The sequence below is a fragment of the Streptomyces sp. NBC_01314 genome (assembly GCF_041435215.1).
GTDB lineage: Bacteria > Actinomycetota > Actinomycetes > Streptomycetales > Streptomycetaceae > Streptomyces.
Window position 1 is genome coordinate 7,560,755 of record NZ_CP108394.1, and the last position, 20,591, is coordinate 7,581,345.

16 protein-coding genes and 4 pseudogenes are annotated in these 20,591 nt (G+C 71.5%); 9 read left to right on the forward strand and 11 right to left on the reverse strand.

The window, feature by feature from the left end; translation table 11 throughout:
- Window positions 1-31: 31 nt before the first annotated feature.
- Window positions 32-205: pseudogene (locus OG622_RS33345) on the reverse strand (ammonia channel protein); the annotation flags it as partial.
- 52 nt (window positions 206-257) lie between these two features.
- Here OG622_RS33345 and era point away from each other — a divergent pair.
- Window positions 258-1,220, forward strand: a complete 963-nt coding sequence (gene era, locus OG622_RS33350; protein ID WP_371580333.1) for a GTPase Era — start codon at window positions 258-260, stop codon at window positions 1,218-1,220.
- A 99-nt stretch (window positions 1,221-1,319) separates the two neighbouring features.
- Window positions 1,320-1,430 (forward strand): annotated as a pseudogene (locus OG622_RS33355) (VOC family protein); the annotation flags it as partial.
- A gap of 117 nt (window positions 1,431-1,547) precedes the next feature.
- Here OG622_RS33355 and OG622_RS33360 read toward each other — a convergent pair.
- The 4 genes from OG622_RS33360 to OG622_RS33375 form a co-directional block, all read right to left on the reverse strand.
- The gene (locus OG622_RS33360; RefSeq protein WP_371580334.1) at window positions 1,548-3,488 is read right to left on the reverse strand and encodes a protein-arginine deiminase domain-containing protein; all 1,941 of its coding nucleotides are present in this window, start codon (window positions 3,486-3,488) and stop codon (window positions 1,548-1,550) included.
- 261 nt (window positions 3,489-3,749) lie between these two features.
- Entirely contained in the window at window positions 3,750-5,075 is a 1,326-nt protein-coding gene (locus OG622_RS33365; RefSeq protein WP_371580335.1) for a GH1 family beta-glucosidase, read from the reverse strand.
- 88 nt (window positions 5,076-5,163) lie between these two features.
- Complete coding sequence (locus OG622_RS33370) at window positions 5,164-5,430, reverse strand: protealysin inhibitor emfourin (protein ID WP_371580336.1); 267 nt, start codon at window positions 5,428-5,430, stop codon at window positions 5,164-5,166.
- Window positions 5,431-5,489: 59 nt separating this feature from the next.
- Complete coding sequence (locus tag OG622_RS33375) at window positions 5,490-6,560, reverse strand: M4 family metallopeptidase (protein WP_371580337.1); 1,071 nt, start codon at window positions 6,558-6,560, stop codon at window positions 5,490-5,492.
- A gap of 405 nt (window positions 6,561-6,965) precedes the next feature.
- On the opposite strand from OG622_RS33375, the gene leuA reads away from it, so the two are divergent.
- Entirely contained in the window at window positions 6,966-8,699 is a 1,734-nt protein-coding gene (gene leuA / locus OG622_RS33380) for a 2-isopropylmalate synthase (RefSeq protein ID WP_371580338.1), read from the forward strand.
- Between the two features lie 218 nt (window positions 8,700-8,917).
- On the forward strand, window positions 8,918-9,649 hold the full coding sequence (locus OG622_RS33385; protein ID WP_371580339.1) for a TerB family tellurite resistance protein: 732 nt from the start codon (window positions 8,918-8,920) through the stop codon (window positions 9,647-9,649).
- A gap of 274 nt (window positions 9,650-9,923) precedes the next feature.
- Here OG622_RS33385 and OG622_RS33390 read toward each other — a convergent pair whose 3' ends face one another.
- The 3 genes and pseudogenes from OG622_RS33390 to OG622_RS33400 form a co-directional block, all read right to left on the reverse strand.
- On the reverse strand, window positions 9,924-10,859 hold the full coding sequence (locus OG622_RS33390) for a dihydrodipicolinate synthase family protein (protein ID WP_371580340.1): 936 nt from the start codon (window positions 10,857-10,859) through the stop codon (window positions 9,924-9,926).
- A gap of 27 nt (window positions 10,860-10,886) precedes the next feature.
- Window positions 10,887-11,110: pseudogene (locus OG622_RS33395) on the reverse strand (peptide ABC transporter ATP-binding protein); the annotation flags it as partial.
- A 24-nt stretch (window positions 11,111-11,134) separates the two neighbouring features.
- Window positions 11,135-11,359 (reverse strand): annotated as a pseudogene (locus OG622_RS33400) (ABC transporter substrate-binding protein); the annotation flags it as partial.
- Between the two features lie 262 nt (window positions 11,360-11,621).
- On the opposite strand from OG622_RS33400, the gene OG622_RS33405 reads away from it, so the two are divergent.
- Window positions 11,622-12,074, forward strand: a complete 453-nt coding sequence (locus tag OG622_RS33405) for a protein phosphatase (RefSeq protein ID WP_371580341.1) — start codon at window positions 11,622-11,624, stop codon at window positions 12,072-12,074.
- 21 nt (window positions 12,075-12,095) lie between these two features.
- Here the strand turns inward: OG622_RS33405 and OG622_RS33410 are convergent, their stop codons facing one another.
- Window positions 12,096-12,668: a class I SAM-dependent methyltransferase gene (locus OG622_RS33410; protein WP_371580342.1), complete on the reverse strand. Its 573-nt coding sequence runs from the start codon at window positions 12,666-12,668 to the stop codon at window positions 12,096-12,098.
- A 56-nt stretch (window positions 12,669-12,724) separates the two neighbouring features.
- Between OG622_RS33410 and OG622_RS33415 the strand changes: the two genes are divergently transcribed.
- The gene (locus OG622_RS33415; RefSeq protein WP_371580343.1) at window positions 12,725-13,573 is read left to right on the forward strand and encodes a helix-turn-helix domain-containing protein; all 849 of its coding nucleotides are present in this window, start codon (window positions 12,725-12,727) and stop codon (window positions 13,571-13,573) included.
- A 94-nt stretch (window positions 13,574-13,667) separates the two neighbouring features.
- Here OG622_RS33415 and OG622_RS33420 read toward each other — a convergent pair whose 3' ends face one another.
- Window positions 13,668-14,324 (reverse strand): M15 family metallopeptidase, encoded by a 657-nt coding sequence (locus tag OG622_RS33420; protein ID WP_371580344.1) that lies wholly within the window; start codon window positions 14,322-14,324, stop codon window positions 13,668-13,670.
- A gap of 429 nt (window positions 14,325-14,753) precedes the next feature.
- The gene (locus OG622_RS33425; protein WP_371580346.1) at window positions 14,754-17,876 is read right to left on the reverse strand and encodes a BTAD domain-containing putative transcriptional regulator; all 3,123 of its coding nucleotides are present in this window, start codon (window positions 17,874-17,876) and stop codon (window positions 14,754-14,756) included.
- Between the two features lie 594 nt (window positions 17,877-18,470).
- Between OG622_RS33425 and OG622_RS33430 the strand changes: the two genes are divergently transcribed.
- The 3 genes from OG622_RS33430 (at window position 18,471) to OG622_RS33440 (ending at window position 20,590) form a co-directional block, all read left to right on the forward strand.
- Window positions 18,471-18,701, forward strand: coding sequence for a hypothetical protein (locus tag OG622_RS33430; protein ID WP_371580347.1), 231 nt, complete (start codon window positions 18,471-18,473; stop codon window positions 18,699-18,701).
- Between the two features lie 157 nt (window positions 18,702-18,858).
- On the forward strand, window positions 18,859-19,608 hold the full coding sequence (recO, locus tag OG622_RS33435; protein ID WP_371580348.1) for a DNA repair protein RecO: 750 nt from the start codon (window positions 18,859-18,861) through the stop codon (window positions 19,606-19,608).
- Window positions 19,609-19,753: 145 nt separating this feature from the next.
- Window positions 19,754-20,590, forward strand: coding sequence for an isoprenyl transferase (locus OG622_RS33440; RefSeq protein WP_371580349.1), 837 nt, complete (start codon window positions 19,754-19,756; stop codon window positions 20,588-20,590).
- Window position 20,591: the final 1 nt, after the last annotated feature.

Below are 20,591 nucleotides of genomic sequence, written 5' to 3' on the forward strand. Positions count from 1 at the left end.
CTCCAAGCCCGGTCCTTCAGGACCGGGCCAAGTTGACCCTGAACTTCCAGCCCACGGCGTAGGAGCAGACGACACCGGCGGCGAGGCCGATGACCAGCGCGCCGAGCAGCGAGACCGAGCCGCAGGACGGGGTGATGGCGACCAGACCGGCGACCGCGCCGGAGGCCGAGCCCAGCGTCGTCGGGTGGCCGTCGCGCTTCTGCTCGGAAAGCTCACGGTCCGTGCTGGGTACGGCGCGGCTCTGGCGATCAGGGACAATGGGCGCCATGAGCGTTCGTAGCCAGTCATCCGAGCCGTCGGCCGAGGCCGCCCACCGTGCCGGCTTCGCCTGCTTCGTGGGCCGCCCCAACGCGGGCAAGTCCACCCTCACGAACGCTCTGGTCGGCCAGAAGGTGGCGATCACGGCGGATCAGCCGCAGACGACGCGGCACACGGTCCGGGGCATCGTGCACCGCCCGGAGGCCCAGCTGATCCTGGTCGACACCCCGGGGCTGCACAAGCCGCGCACGCTGCTGGGCCAGCGCCTGAACGACATCGTGCGCACCACGTGGGCCGAGGTCGACGTGATCGGCTTCTGCCTTCCCGCGAACGAGAAGCTCGGCCCCGGTGACCGTTTCATCGCGAAGGAACTGGCGTCCATCAAGAAGACGCCGAAGATCGCGATCGTCACGAAGACCGACCTCGTCGAGAGCAAGCAGCTCGCCGAACAGCTGATCGCCATCGACCAGCTCGGCAAGGAGCTGGGCTTCGAGTGGGCCGAGATCGTGCCCGTCTCGGCGGTCGCCGACAAGCAGGTGGACCTGCTGGCCGATCTGCTGGTCCCGCTGCTGCCGGAGGGTCCCGCCCTCTACCCCGAGGGCGACCTCACCGACGAGCCCGAGCAGGTCATGATCGCCGAGCTGATCCGCGAGGCGGCCCTGGAGGGGGTCCGCGACGAACTGCCGCACTCCATCGCCGTCGTCGTCGAGGAGATGCTGCCCCGCGAGGACCGCCCCGCCGACCGGCCCCTCCTCGACATCCACGCCTTCCTCTACATCGAGCGCCCCAGCCAGAAGGGCATCGTCATCGGCCCCAAGGGCAAGCGCCTGAAGGAGGTCGGCATCAAGTCCCGCAAGCAGATCGAGGCCCTCCTCGGCACACCCGTCTTCCTCGACCTGCATGTGAAGGTGGCGAAGGACTGGCAGCGGGACCCCCGGCAGCTGCGGAAGCTGGGGTTCTGACCGTTCGACCGTCGGCCGGGCACGACTGTCCCTTCCACGGGGCACCTCTGTCCGGTTAAAGGGTCGCCCCCTGTGGTCAAATTTGATTAGGGTGGAGGGATGGGCGAGAAGACGATTCCGATCCTTCCGTGTCAGACCCTCCCACCCCTCCTCGACTTCTATGTGGCCCTCGGCTTCGAGGTCGCCTTCCAGCAGCGCAGCCCCAATCCGTAGGTACGACTGGAGGACCTTCGGGACCGGGGTCCGGCGTGAAAGAGCCGCCGCCCCGGAGTCGGTTCTCCGGGGCGGCGGCGGGGACGATCGGGTCCGGTCAGGCGACGGCCGGTGTCAGCGCGTCCACCAGGCCGCCGACGTGTTCCTCAGGGTGTTGGTGCCGCAGTGGATCTCGCCCATGCCGAGGTGGTACGTCTCCCAGTCGTCGAGGTACGAGACCTTCATGCCGGCGCCGGTGTACGCGGCCGTGACGGCCTCGGTGAAGATGTCCTCGCCGCCGATGACGGGACCCCACTGGCGCGGCGCGAGGTAGTGAGTGCGGCTGAGGACGATGCCGTTGACGGCTCCGGGGACGTACGCGCTGGTCATGACCGGGGGAGCGGGTGCCGCCGGGGAGGCGGCCCCCTGGCTCTCCCTGGGCTTCGATCCGTCGTCCGTCGTCGTGTCGTCCAGCCGCCGCTGCTGGCCGTAGTCCCGTGCCACCTCCGGGAGTTCGGCGCCGGCGCCGAGGCGGGTCAGTCGGGGGAGGCGGATCTTCTCGTCGCCGCCCGACTGTGACTCGCCCACCATCTCCCTGCCCTGGGTGTAGAGCGCCGGGACGCGGACGATCTCGGCGTCCGTGACGCCCGTCTCGCGCTTGAGCACCGCGAGGTTGGCCTCGATCCGGCGGGTGGCGAGGTTGTTGTCGGAGACCAGGTGCTTGGAGGCGAGGGCCTCGGAGATGCTCTCCCAGGGGACGTTCGGGAGGGAGAACATCGACGTCGAGCCGTGGCCGGCGGCCTTCGCGTCACGCAGGAGCTTGAGCCCCGCCTCGGGGTCGGCGATCGCGATCTTCCAGCCGCGCGGCGTGTCGGCGGGCAGGAACTGCACGAACTCGTCGACGTGGCCGACGTGCAGCCAGGAGGTGTCCAGGAACAGCGGGTCCTGCAGCCCCTGCGACTTCAGGAACGTCCGCATCACCTTGGCCGGCTTGGAGCCGGTGTCCGGGCGCTGGCCCATGATGATCCGGCCCGCAGGGAACGAGCGGTCGCCCTGCGCGTACGGCGGAATCGTCTCCAGGTTGCCCATGGAGTTGAGCGTCCACTCCTCCGATTCCCGGGCGCCGGTCACCTGCACGGCACCGATGTTCGGGCCGCGCATCTTCTCGAACAGCTCCCGGCCCGACTCCCGGTCCAGCTGGGCGGAGCGCAGCATCACCCGCATGGACTGCCGGCGGCCGTCCGTGCCGGTCATGCTGACGTACGCGGGTTCGACGAAGTCCTGCGCCCAGATGTCCCCGTACTTGGTGAAGTTCACCGTCGGCTTGGTGATGCCGGCGTCCCGGGCGGCCTTGTCCAGGCCCTCGCGGAAGGCGCGGTTGAGCTTGCCGTAGTTTCCGCCGGAGATCTTGGTGACCAGCAACTGCTGGGCGTTCTGCAGGTGGTGGTGGGTGAGGAGCGGGGCGACGCGCAGGGTGACCGAGTCGGCGGAGGTGCCCGCGGAGGACTTCACGGTCAGTCGGACGCGGGCCGTCCCGTCCCACTTCGCGGCGTCCCGGATCACGTCCCGGGCCTCGACGCCGAACTCCACGCCCGCGCGCAACTCGGCCCGTGACAGCCGGGTCTTGGCCGTGACCGGCTCCCACTTCTTGCCCCGCTTCACGAACACACGGGTCTGCTTCGCGCCCGCCGTGACCTTCACGCTGCCCTGCGCCCCGGCCGGCACGCTCCGCATCGGCACGGACCGCACGCGGGCGAGGTCGGCGACGTCGGCGGTGCCGTTCACCTTGGAGTCGGAGGCGTCGTTGCAGGCGGCCAGTTGGGTGTCCGTGAGGGGCTTGCCCTTCGGGCCCGTGGCCGGGCAACGGCGGCTGTCGTCGTCGATGTTGGGCAGCATCAGCGCGCCCCGGGCCACGGTCCAGCCGTTCTCGCCGGCCGTGTCCGTCGTGCCCGTGATGTCGACCTGTCCGTCCCGGTTCGTGTCCACCCGCAGATCGGTCGGGGGCGGCCCGGCGGCGAACGCGACGGGGGCGGCGAGGGAGGGGGCCGCGAGCAGGGTGCCGGACACGGCGAGCACGGCTATCGCTCGCCGTGCGGGGCGGGTTCGGGAGGGTCTGGCTGAACGCGGGGGCACGGGTGTCCCTTCAGTGGTGAGGGTGGTCAGCACTGAAGACGGGTGACGGGGAGGAATCGTTGCCTGTGAAGTTGCTGTGGTTCGGCCCGGTGTCCGCGATCTGCGGGGCGGAATCGCCCCCGCGCAGTTCCCCGCGCCCCTGAAGAGCACGGGCTGCGCCCGTGCTCTTCGGCCCGCCGGACCCGCACCCGACGACCGGCTCGGTCACTTCCCGTTCTGCGCCCGCAGTACCTCCTGGTACCAGCCGTACGACGCCTTCGGGGTCCGCTTCAGCGTTTCGAAGTCCACGTGGACCAGGCCGAACCGCCGCGCGTACCCCTCCGCCCACTCGAAGTTGTCCAGCAGGGACCACACGAAGTAGCCACGCACGTCGACGCCTGCCTCGGCGGCCTTGTGCAGGGCACGGACGTGGCCGTCGAGGTAGGCGATGCGCTGCTGGTCGTCGACGCCCTCGTAGGAGCAGCCGTTCTCGGTGATGACGACGGGGGGCAGACGGTCGCCGTAGCGGTCGCGGAAGGTGGTGAGGAGTTCGGTCAGGCCCTCGGGGACGACCGGCCAGCCGAAGTCGGTGGTCGGGACGTTCTCGATCTGCTTGACGGTGAAGGGGAGTTCGGCCGGGATCGTGACGCCGCCGAACTCGATGTCCGCGCCCTCGGGGGCGGCCACCCGGGTCGGCGCGTAGTAGTTGACGCCGTACCAGTCGAGCGGCTCCGAGATGATCTTCAGGTCGGAACCGATGTCGGTTCCCGGCATCAACTCGCCGATGCCCTCCGGGTACTCGCCGAGCAGGACCGGCTCCGCGAACAGGCGGTTCAGGAGGAGGTCGTAGAAGCCGGCCGCCTCGACGTCCGCCTGCTCCTGCGACGCGGCCCACGTGGGGCCGTGCGAGTTGGCGATGCCGACATCGGTGACTCCGGCCGCGCGCAGGGCCCGTACGGCCAGGCCGTGGCCCAGCAGCTGGTGGTGGGCGGCCGGGAGCGCGTCGAACATCAGCTGCTTGCCCGGCGCGTGGGTGCCGAGGGCGTGGCCCAGCAGGGTGTGTTCGGCGGGTTCGTTGATGGTGATCCACTTGGTGACGCGGTCGCCGAGGCGGGCGGCCACGACGGCGACGTACTCGGCGAACCGCTCGGCGGTGTCCCGGTTCAGCCAGCCGCCCGCTTCCTCCAGCGACGACGGCAGATCCCAGTGGAAGAGAGTCGGGACGGGGCGTACGCCCGCGCCCGCCAGCTCGTCCACCAGGCGGTCGTAGAAGTCGAGCCCGCCGGGGGTGTTCACCCGGGGCCAGGAGATCGAGAAGCGGTACGCTCCCACGCCCAGGTCGCGCAGGAGGGCCACGTCCTCGGGGTAGCGGTGGAAGTGGTCGCAGGCCACCGCCGCCGTCGAGCCGTCCTTGATGTGCCCCGTCCCGGCGGTGAAGGCGTCCCACACGGACGGCTCGCGCTCGCCCGCGGCCCCCTCGATCTGATGCGCGGAGGTCGAGACGCCCCACAGGAAGTCTGCCGGGAACTGGGGTATCGGGTTCGTCGCCATGGGCGGATCATCCGTAGCACCGGGAACGGAAGTCAACGTCCGAGGGTGAAGTGCCCGTTACGCGCCCTCCACGCGGCTGAAGGGGCCCTCACGCCCCCTCCTTGAGCACCCTTCTGATCAGTTCCCGCTGCTCCTCCGCCAGCCGGGGATCCGTGCAGTACGCCGTCCTCCCGTCCACCGTGATCTCGTACGAGAAACCGTCCGGCACGCCCGGCGGCGGTGAGCCCCGGCCGGCGCCGAGCGCGCGCTCGGCCAGGGTGTGCCATTCCAGGGCATCGGGCCGCCCGGCGGTGTCCACCACCGCGTGCCGCTCGATGCCCGCGAAACCGCCCGTGCGCCGCACTTCGATACGCATGGGTCATGTCTAGTACGGATCGGGCCCGAACCACAGCACCGCGATGGCCGGTCCCGCCGCTACAGCGTCCGTACGCCGACCTGTTCCCAGGCCTTCAGCACCGCCGTCAGCTCGTCGCCCTGGCCGTAGCGGTCCTTCGCGGCCTTCACCGTGAGCGTGGCGAAGTCGACGAAGAGGGCCTGCTTGCTCAGCTCGCCGCCGGTGAGGACGTCGTACCAGATCCGGCCGGCCCGTTCCCAGGCATAACCGCCGAGGGCCGTGGCCGCGAGGTAGAACGCGTGGTTGGGGATGCCGGAGTTGATGTGGACGCCGCCGTTGTCGCGGCCGGTGCGGACGTAGCCGTCCATGGTCGCCGGCTGCGGGTCCTTGCCGAGGACGTCGTCGTCGTACGCCGTGCCCGGGGCCTTCATCGAGCGCAGGGCGGTGCCCGTGACACGCGGGGCGAGCAGGCCCGCGCCGATCAGCCAGTCCGCCTCGGCGGCGGTCTGGCCCAGCGTGTACTGCTTGATGAGGGCGCCGAAGACGTCCGACATCGACTCGTTGAGCGCGCCCGGCTGGCCGAAGTACGTCAGGTTCGCCGTGTACTGGGTGACGCCGTGGCTCAGCTCGTGGCCGATGACGTCGATCGGGATGGTGAAGTCGAGGAAGATCTCGCCGTCGCCGTCGCCGAACACCATCTGCTCGCCGTTCCAGAAGGCGTTGTTGTAGTCGCGGTCGTAGTGCACGGTCGCGTCCAGCGGCAGCCCGTTGCCGTCGATCGAGTCGCGCTCGAAGGACTTCCAGAACAACTCGTAGGTGGCACCCAGGCCCGCGTACGCGCGGTTGACCGTGGCGTCCTTGCCGGGCTCGTCGCCCTCGCCGCGTACCTTCCTGCCGGGCAGGTCCGTGCCGTGGCGGGCGTCGTGAACCGTGCGGTGCGGTGTGCCCGTCTCGGCCCCGGCGGGCGTGGTGATGGTCGGGGCGCCGATGACCGTGGTCAGGCGGCGGTGGGTGCGCTCGAAGGCGTCGCGCTCCAGGGTCTTGCGCGCGGCGTTCGCGAGCGAGGGGTCCTCGGCGCGGGAGAGCTTGTCGAGGACGTGGGGTGGTACGACGGTGCAGAAGACGGGCTCGTGGCCCCCGTTGGTCGTCATGGCTCGCACGATTGCACTCCGTTAAGGGTGTGTCACTAGAGGCAACCATGATTGGTGAAATGTCGCCGTATGGGTTGCGTTTCGTCATCGCCGTGTTACTGAGAGTTGGCGGCGGGCTTTCCGTTCGTGGGGCTTCTCGCGCAGTTCCTCGCGCCCCTGGCGGGGCGCTCCGTGCACCCGGTGTGGTCTTGCGCACCTTTTGTCCCCTATTTCACCCCGGTCCCGCATACTGATACAGCCCCCCGCGCCGAGTAGGACTCGGCTACGCTGCTCAGCATCATGCGTTTCGGGCTGCTTCTCCTTAGCTGCCGCGGCGAGGGCCTGTAGTCGAGGCCGACTCCCTCCCCGCGGTGCTTTGGTGTTGCGTCGGCCGTCCTTTCCGGACCATCGAGGAGCCCACGCATCATGGCGAACCGCCAGCAGCCCACGTCCATGCCGATCCACAAGTACGGGCAGTACGAGCAGGTCGACATCTCCGACCGCACGTGGCCGAACAACCGGGTCACCGTCGCCCCCCGCTGGCTCTCCACCGACCTGCGCGACGGCAACCAGTCCCTGATCGACCCGATGTCGCCCGAGCGCAAGCGCCGGATGTTCGACCAACTGGTCAAGATGGGTTACAAGGAGATCGAGGTCGGCTTCCCGGCCTCCGGCCAGACGGACTTCGACTTCGTACGGTCGATCATCGAAGAGCCCGGCGCCATCCCGGACGACGTCACCATCTCCGTACTGACCCAGGCCCGTGAGGACCTGATCGAGCGGACCGTGGAGTCGCTGAAGGGCGCCAGGCGGGCGACCGTGCACCTGTACAACGCCACCGCGCCCGTGTTCCGGCGGGTCGTGTTCCGCGGTTCCAAGGACGACATCAAGCAGATCGCCGTGGACGGCACGCGGCTGGTGATGGAGTACGCGGAGAAGCATCTGCTGGGGCCGGAGGCCGGCGGCACTGTGTTCGGGTACCAGTACAGCCCGGAGATCTTCACCGACACCGAGCTGGACTTCGCGCTGGAGGTCTGCGAGGCGGTGATGGATGTCTACCAGCCCGGTCCGGGCCGCGAGATCATCCTCAATCTGCCCGCCACGGTGGAGCGTTCGACGCCGTCGACGCACGCGGACCGCTTCGAGTGGATGAGCCGCAACCTGTCCCGCCGCGAGCACGTCGTCATCTCCGTCCACCCACACAACGACCGCGGTACGGCCGTCGCGGCGGCCGAGCTGGCGCTGATGGCCGGCGCCGACCGCGTCGAGGGCTGTCTGTTCGGGCAGGGCGAGCGCACCGGCAACGTCGACCTGGTCACCCTGGGCATGAACCTGTTCTCCCAGGGCGTCGACCCGCAGATCGACTTCTCCGACATCGACGAGATCCGTCGTACGTGGGAGTACTGCAACCAGATGCAGGTCCACCCCCGCCACCCGTACGTGGGCGACCTGGTCTACACGTCCTTCTCCGGCTCCCACCAGGACGCCATCAAGAAGGGCTTCGACGCCATGGAGGCGTCCGCGAAGGAGCAGGGCAGGACGGTCGACGACATCGAGTGGGCCGTCCCGTACCTGCCGATCGACCCGAAGGACGTCGGCCGGTCCTACGAGGCCGTCATCCGGGTCAACTCGCAGTCCGGCAAGGGCGGTATCGCCTACGTCCTGAAGAACGACCACAAGCTGGACCTGCCGCGCCGGATGCAGATCGAGTTCTCGAAGCTCATCCAGGCCAAGACGGACGCCGAGGGCGGCGAGGTCACCGGCGGCGACATCTGGGCGGTCTTCCAGGACGAGTACCTGCCGAACCCCGAGAACCCGTGGGGCCGCGTCCAGGTCAGCAACAACCAGTCGACCACCGACAAGGACGGCGTGGACACGCTGACCGTGGAGGCCGAGGTCGACGGCGTGGAGACCACCCTGGTCGGCACCGGCAACGGCCCGATCTCGGCGTTCTTCCACGCGCTGCAGGGAATCGGCATCGACGCGCGGCTGCTCGACTACCAGGAGCACACGATGAGCGAGGGCGCCTCCTCGCAGGCCGCCTCGTACATCGAGGTCGCCATCGAGGACAAGGTTCTGTGGGGCATCGGTATCGACGCGAACACGACGCGTGCGTCGCTGAAGGCGGTCGTCTCCGCCGTCAACCGCGCGACCCGCTGACCAGCCTGACCGGCGGTTTGAAAGCCCCGTTCGCCGAATTCCGGCGGGCGGGGCCCGTCGTTTACCGGCCAAACCCTGTGCGGGTCGCGGGTAGGCCTCGTCCGGAGTACTGACTGCGCCTCACCAATGTGGCTAACATCACGAAAGCGCGGCGATGTTGCCGAGGGGCACCTCCCGCGCCCATGGGGCCGTGTGTGGGGGAGTTACGGAGGTGCGACGTGCTGCCAGGACGGGACCCGATCGGTGATGCCGCCGCGCTCGCCCGCGTCGGGTGCACCAGCCGTGCCACCGGCCTGTCACGGGTGATGGGCACCCGGATCGCGTGGACGGGCGTCGGTGACGGCGAGTTCTTCTGTCCGGGCTGCGGAGGCGACCGCAACTACCAACGCCTCACCGGCCGCCGCCGCTTCACCTTCCTCGGCGTCCCCGTCCTGCCACGTGGCGAGACGGGCCCCGTGGTGGAGTGCGCGGCCTGCCGCCACCACTACGCCACGGACGTCCTCGACCACCCGACCACCGTCCGCTTCTCCGCGATGCTCCGTGACGCCGTCCACACGGTGGCCCTGGCCGTCCTCGCGGCCGGCGGCACGTGCTCCCGAACGTCGCTGACCGTCGCCGCCTCCGCGGTCCGCCGCGCCGGGTTCGACGACTGCACCGAGGACCAACTCGGCGCCCTGGTCGAGGCCCTGGCCGCCGACACGGGCCGCGTCTTCGGCGAACCCTGCGGCCCCGGCCTCGCCATAGAGCTTCACGAGGCCCTGGACCCCCTGGCACCTCACCTCGCCCCGACCGGCCGCGAGGCGATCCTCCTCCAGGGCGCCCGGATCGCCCTGGCGGACGGCCCGTACACCACGGCGGAGCGGGACGCGCTGGCCACGGTCGGCGCGGCCCTGACGATCTGCTCGGACGACGTGACCCGACTGCTGGCGACGGCGCGGACGCCGTCGTAGACCGTCCCTGCGGTGGCCGGTGCCGAAGCGGATGTCGAACCCGGCCCCGGCCCGTGCCACGGCCTCGAAGCAGCCGTCGCCGCCGAGCGGAAAGCGGCCCGATGACCGACCGCACCATCCGCGTACTCCCGGCCGACGACCAGACCCTCGCCGACGCCGCTTGCGCCATGCTCGTGGAGCCGGCGCGCACCGCGCGGGGCCGACCTGATCGTCATGGACCTGCGGATGCCCGACCTGCGGTTTCCACTCGGCGTCGAACGCCGAGCTTCCCGCCCTACAACAGCCCCGCCGCCGCCAGGTACTTCCCGACCCGCTCGACCTCCGCCTCCGACAGCGGTACCTGGGGTTCCGCCGTGGCCGGGCAGGTGATGACGCCGCGCAGGTGGAGGGCCGCCTTGAAGGCGCCGAGGGCGGAGGAGCCGGTGCCCATGCGGGTGGGGTCGCCGACGCCGACCATGCCGAAGAGAGCGCACAGGCGTTCCTGTTCGGCGCGGGCCCGCTCCCGGTCGCCGGCGCGGCAGAGCCGGTCCAGGCGTACGTACCCGGCGGGGTCGACGTTCGCCAGCCCCGGCACCGCACCGTCCGCGCCCAGGGCGAGGGCGGAGTCGACGACGAGTTCGGAACCGGTGAGGGCGCTGAAGCCGGTGAGGGCGGTGTCGGCGCGGGCGCCGGTGACGACCGCGCGGAAGGCGGCCAGGTCGCCGCTGGAGTCCTTCAGGCCGGCGATGACCCCGTCCGCCGCCAGTTCCAGGACCAGGTCGGCGGGCAGCTTGGAGTGGACGGCGGCCGGGATGTCGTAGGCGAAGACCGGGACGGGCGAGCCGGCGGCGAGCAGCCGGTAGTGGCGGGAGATCTCCGCCGGGTGGGTGCGGGTGTAGAAGGGGGCGGTCGCCACGACGGCCTCGGCTCCGGCGGCGGTCACGGCGCGGACGTGGTCCAGTACGCGGGGCGTCGTCATGTCGATCGCCCCGGCGAGCACGGGCAGTTGGCCGCCGACATGCCCGACCACCGTCTCCACGACCCGCCGCCGCTGCGCGTCCGTCAGGAACGCCGCCTCCGACGACGAACCGAGCACGAACAGCGCGTCCACACCGCCCGCCACGAGATGGTCGACCAGCCGGACGAGCGAGGGGACATCCACCTCGCGGTCCGGTGTCAGGGGCGTGCAGACGGGCGGGATGACACCGGTCAGCGGGGCGGGGACGGACATCGTGGCTCCCTGGTGCTAGGCATCGCGTCAGGCATCGCGTACGGAATCCGACGCGGGCGCGGTCACCGCCTGGGCGACCAGGTCACGTGTCGACTCCGTCTCCTGCACAGGATGGTGGCAGCGGAAGCGGTGTCCCGGGCCGACGCGGCCGTGAAGTCGGGCATGATCTCCGCGCAGTCGTCGTCCGCCTTCCAGCAGCGCGTACGGAACGGGCAGCCGCTCGGCGGCCGGGTGGCCGACGGGAGACCTCCACGAGCGCGCTCACCGGGCCGCAAGGCCGATGCGGTCCGGGTCGGGTCCCAGCTGCCGTCGTTGCCGTAGCCGGTGACGGCGGTCAGGGTGCTGTTCTTCCCGCCCTCTGCGCCACCGGTGTCGTTGGTGGACTCCGGCCCGGCCGAACAGGCGGCCGGCGAAGGGGAGACGGCCGCGCCCAGCGCGCCGGAGTACCGCGAAAGAGACCGGCGGGTCGGCGCCGGGGCGTCAGGGGTCACGTCGCGCACGGTGCCTCCAGGGAGGGAGATGCGACGTCCTACGTCCTGTAGGGAGCAGCGTGACCTCAGGAGCACCGGTGAGGGCGGTCAAGTGAGCGCACACGAATGGCGTATGTGCCAAAGGTGCGACCAACGGCGGAACAAAGCCGATAGAAACAAGGACAGTTGAGGGCACCGTTGGAAAGAATGGCCCGGGGACGGCACGGAGCGTCGACCTGGCCTCCTCCCCCTGGTCGGTTCACGTGGTTTCTGTGTGGAGGTGGAACGTCGGATGTCCGGCGAGCGTAGGGAAGCGATCGAGTCCTGGGACCCGGCCGACCCCGGTGTACTGCGGCTGCCCTCCGGGCGGCTGGTACGCGGCCGGGGGCTCCGCCACCCGCTCCCGGACGGCACTGTCCCCACGTACGCCGTGTATCTCCTCGGCAAGGAGCCGCCCGAGGTCCCCTGGGCGTCCCGCTGGCTGCGGTGGCCCGACTTCCGGCTGCCCGGTGACCGGGCGGAGGCGGCGGAGGTGCTGCGGGACGCCTGGGACCGGGCGGCCGTCGACCGGGTCGAGCTCGCGTGCGGCGGCGGCCGGGGCCGTACGGGTACCGCGCTGGCCTGTCTGGCGGTGCTGGACGGTGTACCGCCGGAGGAGGCCGTGGCGTACGTACGCCGGCACTACGACCGGCACGCGGTGGAGACCCCCTGGCAGCGGCGGTACGTACGACGGTTCGGGGCCTGACCGACGGGAGACGCGTCGGGGCTACGGCCGACGGGCGCGGAAGCGGAGGCTGCCGCCCCGCTCATGCACGGCCACGGCGACGTCGGTGAAGCCCGCCCTCGTCAGGCGTGCGGGCAGGGTCGCCGGGTCCACGACGTTCATGGTGTCGCGGAGGTGGACGAGCCGGAAGCGAAGGCTCGACCGGCTGTCGCTGCCGGCGAAGGTGCCGCCGGGGCGCAGCACCCGGAACGCCTCCGCGAAGATCCGGTCCTGCTGCTCGGCGGTCGGCACATGGTGGAGCATGGTGAAGCAGACGACCGAGTCGAACGACGTGTCCGGCAGCGGCATGGCCGCCCCGTCCGCGTGCACGATCCGGGCGCGCTCGCCCCAGGCGACGTCCAGCAGCCGGGCGGTCTCGGCGTCGACCTCGACGGCGGTCAGGTGCGGCACCTGTTCGACGAGGACCCGCAGGTTGGCGCCGTAACCGGGCCCGATCTCCAGGACGTCCGTGCCCAGGTCGACCCCGTCGAGCGCCCAGGGCAGCAGCAGCTCCCGCGTCTTGAGCGCCCACTTCTCGGAACTGCAGATCCTCTGGTGCATCTGATTCATCGGCATACCGCCGACGCTAGGCCCGCCCCCGCGCTGTCCACCACGGGCTAGGCTGCCGTCCCATGTCGCCAGACGGACAGCGGGGCGCGGGGGCCGGTGAACAGGAGGCCCACGAGGTGTGGTGGGACACCGGGCCGGTCGTCGAACGCACCCCGCCCGCCATGCTGCGCGGGCCGCACCCCACCGCGATCTTCATCGGGCACTTCGCCATGCCGCGCGGCACCGCCTTCTCCCGGCACTGGCACGCGGTCCACCAACTCGCCTGGTCCGCCAAGGGGTTGCTGCGGGTCACCACCCGGCGGGGCTCCTGGCTCCTGCCGCCCACCCTCGCCCTGTGGATCCCCGCGCGCGTCCCCCACACCACCGAGTCGGCCGGCGACACGGTGATGCGCAGCCCGTACGTGGACCCCGCGAGCTGCCCCGGCATCGACTGGCGGGAGCCGACCGTGGTGGCGGTGGGCCCGCTGCTCCAGGCGCTCATCGAACACCTCCTCCGCACGGACCTGCCCGCCGAGGCCCGCGCCCGCGCGGAGGCCGTCCTCCTCGACGTCCTGCACCCCGTCCCCGTCACCAGCGTCTCCGCCCCCGAGCCCCGCGACCCCAGGGCCCGCGAGGTCGCCCGCGCCCTCACCGCGAACCCGGCCGACCCCCGCCCCCTCGCCGCCTGGGGCACCCGGGCCGGCGCCAGCGGCCGCACCCTGGCCCGGCTCTTCGTCACCGAGACGGGCCTCGCCTTCGGCCAGTGGCGCGAGCAGGCCCGGATGCGCGCCGCGATGCCGCTGCTCGCCGAGGGCCTCCCCATCGAGTCCGTCGCCCACCGCGTCGGCTACGCCTCGGCCAGCTCCTTCGTCGCGGCGTTCCACCGGATCGTCGGGGTGACACCGCGCCAGTACTTCCCCGTGCGCCGCTGAGTGGCCGTGGCCACCGGTCCGGGCGGCGCGGCCGGAGATCAGGGCGACCCGCTCGCCCGGCCCATGGCACCCTGACCGTCTCGGCGGGACCGGTCTAGGAACCGGTACTCGCGGGCCCGTACAGCGCGTTCGGCGCGCCCGTCATCAGCGCCCAGTACCTGTCCCCGTACGACCAGTGCCACCACTCGGTGGGGTAGTTGACCAGCCCGGCCGTGGTGAGGGCCGCGCTCAGGATGCGGCGGTTGCGGCGGGCGGCGTCGGAGATGTTCGGCGCGTCGGTGTAGCAGGCGTCGTCGCTCTCCTCGGGGCTGGCGTCGAGACGGGTGCCCATGTCGAGCTCCTCCCCGGCGGCGGTGCACAGGGTCAGGTCGACCGCGGCGCCCGCGACATGCGGCCCGATCTCCGGCGGGGAGAGGGAACGGCTGGCCTGGACGTGGAGGTGCTCCTCCGACCAGTCGGGGTTGGCGAGGCGCAGTTCGGCGGCGTACCTCTCGAAGTACTCGATCTGCAGGGCGAGCGGCCGGTACCCCTCGGTGACCAGCAGCCGCAGCCCGTCCGGAAGCAGCCGGGCGGCGCGGGCGAGGCGCCAGACGACGCCCTCGCGCAGGTGCGCGTACGAGCCCTCGGGGTCGGCCTGGCGGGAGTCGACCACGACGAAGGGCAGCTCCCGCAGGTCGACGAGGGGCTCACCGCACTCCTGGACCGGGACACCGGCGACCTCGGGGTCGCTCATGAGGATGATCGAAGGCATGCGTCGTCCCCCACCGGGCGGGAGGTGTGCGGCGGGGTGCGTGGCAGCACCCCGGGGAGGGACCTGATCCCCTGATGTCCCTCCCCGGGGGCTTCCCCCCTTGAGTGGTGGTCTGCGGCCTGGAGCCGGGCGTTCCCCCCGCCCGTCCTGCGGTTCCGAACCCACTGTTGTCACGTTCCCACCGGTCCGTCCCCTGTGCGCTCCGGTGGGCGGACCGGCCGGGCGGTGGTCGCCCGGCCGATCTGTCGCTCCCCCGAGAACACCGAGAATGGCGCACTCCGCTGCAAGTTCTCTGCAAGTCCGCCGCAAGCGGGTTTCAGCCTGCCCGACGGTCCGGAACGAGCCGGTCACTCCGTGTCCCCGACGAGGCCGGGGACCTCTCCTCAGGCAAGGCCCGCCGGGTCGAGACCGGCCCCCGGATCACGCGGGTCACCCCGATCGCACCCACGGCCACGGCTCGTGCCGTTCGCGGGCCTCGCAGACGTCGAACACGGCCATGGCCTCGGCCCGCAGCGCGTCGGCACCGGCCCGATCGCCGAGCACGGCCCGTACGACGGACAGGTTGCGCAGGGCGCGGGCCCGGGGCAGGGGCAGGGCGAGGACGCCCCAGAGGGCGGCGGACGCGGTCAGCAGCGCCTCCGCGTCCGTCAGCCGCCCGTCGGCCAGCGCGCACTCGCCGAGCGTCCGCAGCGTCAGGGCCTCGCCGAAACGGTCCTCGTGGACCCGGCAGACCTCCAGGATCTCGTGCAGCTCCGCCTCCGCCTCCCGGGTGTGCCCCAGCCGCAGCCGGGCCTTGGCCCGGGCCCGCAGCGCGTACGCCGCCATGTGCGGGTCGCCGATCGCGCGCAGGATCTCCAGCGCCTGCTCGGCCACGCGCGCGGCCTCCTCGTACGCGCCGAGCGAGCGGTGCACCAGGCTGAGCGTGCGCAGCGCCAGGGCCTCACCGCGCCGGCTGCCGAGCCGCCGGTACGCCCGCAGCGACTCGTCGAGCAGCGGGAACGCGCCCTCCTGGTCGCCGAGTTCGAGGCGTACGGAACCGCCGTACCGGCAGGCGACGCCGACCCCGGTGTCGTCGCCGACCCGCCGGAAGCCGTCGGCGGCGTCGGTCAGGGCACGTTCCGCGTCGCGCAGTTCGCCGACCTCACGGCAGGCGCTGCCGAGGCCGGCGAGGGCGGCGGACCGGCCGCGTACGTCACCGAGTTCCGTACAGATGCGCTCCGCCGTGCGGAAGTACTCCTGGGACTCGGCGATGCGGTCCTGCTCGTAGCGGAGTTGCCCCAGGCCGATGATCAGCAGGGCCTCACCCGAGCGGTCCTCGGCGCGGCGGGCTGCCGCGAGGGCGGCGTCGTGGCTGCGCCACCAGGCGTCGAAGCGGTTCTTGATGGCGAACGAGGAGGAGCACAGGGCCGCCGCGGCTTCGCAGGCGAGGCTGTGCAGGCCCATGGCCGCCGCCCGCTCCACCGCGTTGGTGAGGGCGTCGGCCTCCGCGTCGAACCAGGCGAAGGGGTCCGCGAGGGCACGGCGGGTGGTTCGTTCGCCCACCGGGGCGGGGGTGTCGGCCGGTTGGCGGTTGCCGGTCGTGTGTGGTTGCTCACGCCCGCGGGGTGGAGCCGCAGGTGCGGCGGTCCCGCGCCGCTTGAGACTGAACCCCTGTCTCAGGATCACCGCCCCCGAGGGAGATTCCTCCGTCACCCTGTCCATCAGCCACAGACCGGCTGACAACGCCCGGCCGACCGCCGCCGTGCGGTCACCGACCGGGTCCTCGGTCTCCGCGCGCTCGACGGCGTAGACGCGGACCAGGTCGTGCAGGCGGTAGCGGGGCTGGCCGACCTGGTCGGTGCCGGGGCAGTTGATCAGCTGGGCGTCCAGGAGCCGTTCGAGGATCTCCTCGGCCTCGTCCTCCGGCATACCGGAGAGCGCGGCCACCGCCCACACGGCGAGGTCCGCCGAGCCCAGTGTGGCGATCCTGCGCAGCACCCGGCGGGCGCATCCGTCCAGGGCCTGGTAGCTGAGGCCGAGGCCGGCCCTTACCTCCAGGTCACCCACGGACAGCTCGTCGAGGCGGCGGTGTTCGTCGGCGAGGCGCTCGGCGAGCACGCTGGGCGTCCAGTGCCGCCGGGTCGCCAGGCGGGCGCCCGCGATCCGCAGCGCCAGCGGCAGCCCGCCGCACAGCTCCACGATCCGCCGGGCGGCGGCCTGTTCGAGCGGGTCGTCCGGGGTGCGTGCCGGGCCCGTGACCCTGGTGAGCAGTTCGAGGCCGCGTGCGTCGTCCAGGACGTCCAGGTCGGTGCGCCGGGCCCCGACGAGCCCGCCGAGCCGGGCCCGTGAGGTCACCAGGACCCCGCAGGTGGCGCTGCCCGGCAGCAGTGGCCGTACCTGGGCCTCGCCGTTCGCGTCGTCCAGGACCAGCAGGATCCGCCGTCCGGCGACGAGGCTGCGGAACAGGTCGCCGCGTTCGGCCGTGTCCTCGGGCGGGTCCGCGCCGAGCGCCCGCAGCAGCCGGCCCAGCACCTCGGCGGGCGGTACGGGCTCGCTGAAGCCGTGCAGTTCGGCGTACAGCTGCCCGTCGGGATAGTCGCCGGCGACCCGGTGCGCGGCCTGCACGGCGAGCGCCGACTTGCCCACCCCGGCTGCCCCCGACACCACGACGACGGGCATCGCCTCCCGCTCGCCGGTCAACCCCTCGACGACCCCCGCCAGTTCCTCCTCCCGCCCGGTGAAGTCCCCGATGGCGGGCGGGAGAAGGGACACCCGCCGGGGTACGGAGGCCTGCTGCGGGGCGGCGGTGGCCGTCGTGGCGGCGAGCAGGGCCGGGTCGGCCCGCAGGATCGCCTCGTACAGCCGGTTCAGCTCCGGGCCCGGGTCGAGCCCCAGCTCCTCGGCGAGCACGGCCCGCCCCTCCGCGTACACGGCCAGCGCGTCGGCCTGCCGGCCCAGCCGGTACAGGCCCAGCATCAGCTGCCCGCGCGGCCGCTCCCGGGTCGGACGGGTCTCGACCAGTGCGGTCAGCTCGGTGACCAGCTCCGCCTCGTGCCCGCCGGCCTCCAGCTCGGCGGCGATGCGTTCCTCCAGGGCCGCCTGCCGGGCCTCCTCCAGCCACCCGGCCTCACCCCGCAGCGCTTCCCCGACGCCGCCGAGCGCGGGTCCGTGCCACAGCTCCAGCGCCTCCCGCAGCAGCCGGGCGGCCTCCGTGTGGTTCCCGTCGACGGCGGCCCGCCGCCCGTCCGCCGTGCGCGCCTCGAACTCCGCCAGATCGACCCGCCCGACCCCGGGCCGCATCACGTATCCCGGCGGCCGGGTCTCGATCGCCTCCGCCGCCTCGGCGGGCAGGGCCCGCCGCAGTGCCGACACATACGTCTGCACCAGCGCCCGCGCGGTGTCGGGGGGCTCCTCCCCCCAGATCACGTCCACCAGCGCGTCCGCGGGCACCACCTGCCCGGCCCGCAGCAGCAGCGCGGCCAGCAGCGCACGCGGTTTCGGCCCGCCCAGCCGCAGGGGTCTGTCACCGTGCCACGCCTCTACCGGGCCGAGCAGTCGGAATTCCAGCTCCACGGGTCCCCATCTTCCGTGCCGTCGGACCGCCGGGACAGCGGTTGCTCACGCAACGTTCGACGCTCATCCACGCCGAGTGGTTTCCCAGGACGCGTGGTGCGTCGGCGACTTGTCGAAAACGGGGGAACCAAAGGGAATCTTAGGTGGACAACGCGGAGATTCCCCACGTAAGTGAGGACCACCTGTGGTGATGCGGTGCGGGAGAGGTGGGGCCTGCGGGGGTGCGGGACGGACCGTCCGGAAGGCCGGCCGCCCCCGACGGCGAGGCCCTCCACCCCGGTCCCCGGCGAAAGCGCGGCATGTGTGTCCGTGCATTCCAGGTTCGTCGGTCAGGGCCCAACGCTTTTGCGCCGCCCGGAAGTTGTACAGGACAGACTCCTGCCGAGTTTAGGCACGGCGGGTCACCAGAAAGATGCGAAGAGTGAAATTCGATGGTGTGGGGGAGCACCGTGAAGGCAGTGCGGGAAGGGCCTGGGGGACGACACTCGGCGGGCGCGTCGAAGAGGCGGAGGATTTGGTGGAGGAATTGCGGCGGACAGTCGGAAAGGCAGGAATTGTTCTGCCTGTACCGGCCATTTCGGCGGCGACCCTGCGGTGAGCGGTCACGGGAAGAAGCCGACGATCGGCACCTACGCGGTCGACACCCGCACCGGGAAGGTCGGCCGGGTCATGGGCCACGAGGGGCCGTACGTACAGCTGCGGCCGGTCGGCGGAGGGAGAGAATGGGACTGCGCCCCCGAGGCCGTACGGGCCGCCACGACCATAGAACGGCTGCGCGCGGCGACCGCGTACGAGAACGCCCGCAGCCGGGGCGAGGTCCCTTGAAGGGGTGGCCGTAGGCGAGAATGGGCGGCATGAGCCTGTTCCGTGACGACGGAGTCGTCCTGCGCACCCAGAAGCCGGGTGACGCGGATCGGATCATGCTGTGCTCTCCCGGCGGGCGACCCCCGCACCCCCGGCGGCAACCCCGTGGGGGCGTGCGATGAGTCTCTTCCGTGACGACGGTGTGGTCCTGCGCACCCAGAAGCTGGGTGAGGCGGATCGCATCATCACGCTGCTCACTCGCGGTCATGGGCGGGTGCGGGCGGTGGCTCGGGGGGTGCGGCGGACGAAGTCGAAGTTCGGGGCGCGGCTCGAACCCTTCTCGCATGTGGACGTGCAGTTCTTCGCGCGGGGCAGCGAGTTGATCGGTCGCGGGCTGCCCCTGTGCACCCAGAGCGAGACCATCGCTCCGTACGGCGGCGGCATCGTGAGCGACTACGCCCGCTACACCGCCGGGACGGCCATGCTGGAGACGGCCGAGCGGTTCACGGACCACGAGGGCGAGCCCGCCGTGCAGCAGTACCTGCTGCTCGTCGGCGGGCTGCGCACCCTCGCCCGCGGCGAACACGCGCCGCACCTCGTCCTCGACGCCTTCCTGCTGCGCTCGCTCGCCGTCAACGGCTACGCCCCCAGCTTCAGCGACTGCGCCAAGTGCGGAATGCCCGGCCCGAACCGGTTCTTCTCCGTCGGCGCCGGAGGGTCCGTCTGCGTGGACTGCCGGGTGCCCGGCAGCGTCGTACCCTCGCCCCAGACGCTGGAGCTGCTCGCCGCGCTCCTTACGGGAGACTGGGAGACCGCGGACGCGAGCGAGCCGCGGCACGTCCGGGAGGGCAGCGGGCTGGTGTCCGCCTATCTGCACTGGCATCTGGAGCGCGGCCTGCGCTCACTCCGGTACGTGGAAAAGTCGTAAGCGGCACAGATCGTCAAGCCGGCACAGATCGTCAAACAGCACAGATCGTCAAGCGGCACCGAGTCGTCAAGCAGTACAAAGTCGTCAAGAAGCCAGAGTCGTCGAGCAGCAGAGTCGTCAGCACCGCAGAGGAGACGAGAAGCACATGGTGGTACGCGGGTTCCTGGGGCGTCAGCGCCGCGAGCACAAGGCACCGACGCCGCACCCGTCCGGCGCCCGCGCGCCCAAGCTCCCCGGCGAGCTGGTCCCCAAGCATGTGGCGATCGTCATGGACGGCAACGGCCGCTGGGCCAAGGAGCGCGGGCTGCCGCGCACCGAGGGCCACAAGGTCGGCGCCGAGCGCGTGCTCGATGTCCTTCAGGGCTCGGTCGAGATCGGCGTGCGCAACATCTCCCTCTACGCCTTCTCCACCGAGAACTGGAAGCGCTCGCCCGACGAGGTCCGCTTCCTCATGAACTTCAACCGCGACTTCATCCGCAAGACCCGTGACCAGCTCGACGAGCTCGGTATCCGGGTCCGCTGGGTGGGCCGGATGCCCAAGCTGTGGAAGTCGGTCGCCAAGGAGCTCCAGGTCGCCCAGGAGCAGACCAAGGACAACAAACTGCTGACGCTGTACTTCTGCATGAACTACGGCGGCCGCGCCGAGATCGCCGACGCGGCCCAGGCCCTCGCCGAAGACATCCGCGCGGGCCGCCTCGACCCCTCCAAGGTCACCGAGAAGACCTTCGCGAAGTACCTCTACTACCCGGACATGCCGGACGTCGACCTCTTCCTGCGCCCCAGTGGCGAGCAGCGCACCTCCAACTACCTGCTCTGGCAGAGCGCCTACGCCGAGATGGTCTTCCAGGACGTGCTGTGGCCCGACTTCGACCGTCGTGACCTGTGGCGCGCCTGCCTGGAGTTCGCCTCCCGCGACCGCCGCTTCGGCGGCGCCATCCCGAACGAGGAACTGCTCGCCATGGAGGGCCGGACGGAGGACTGAC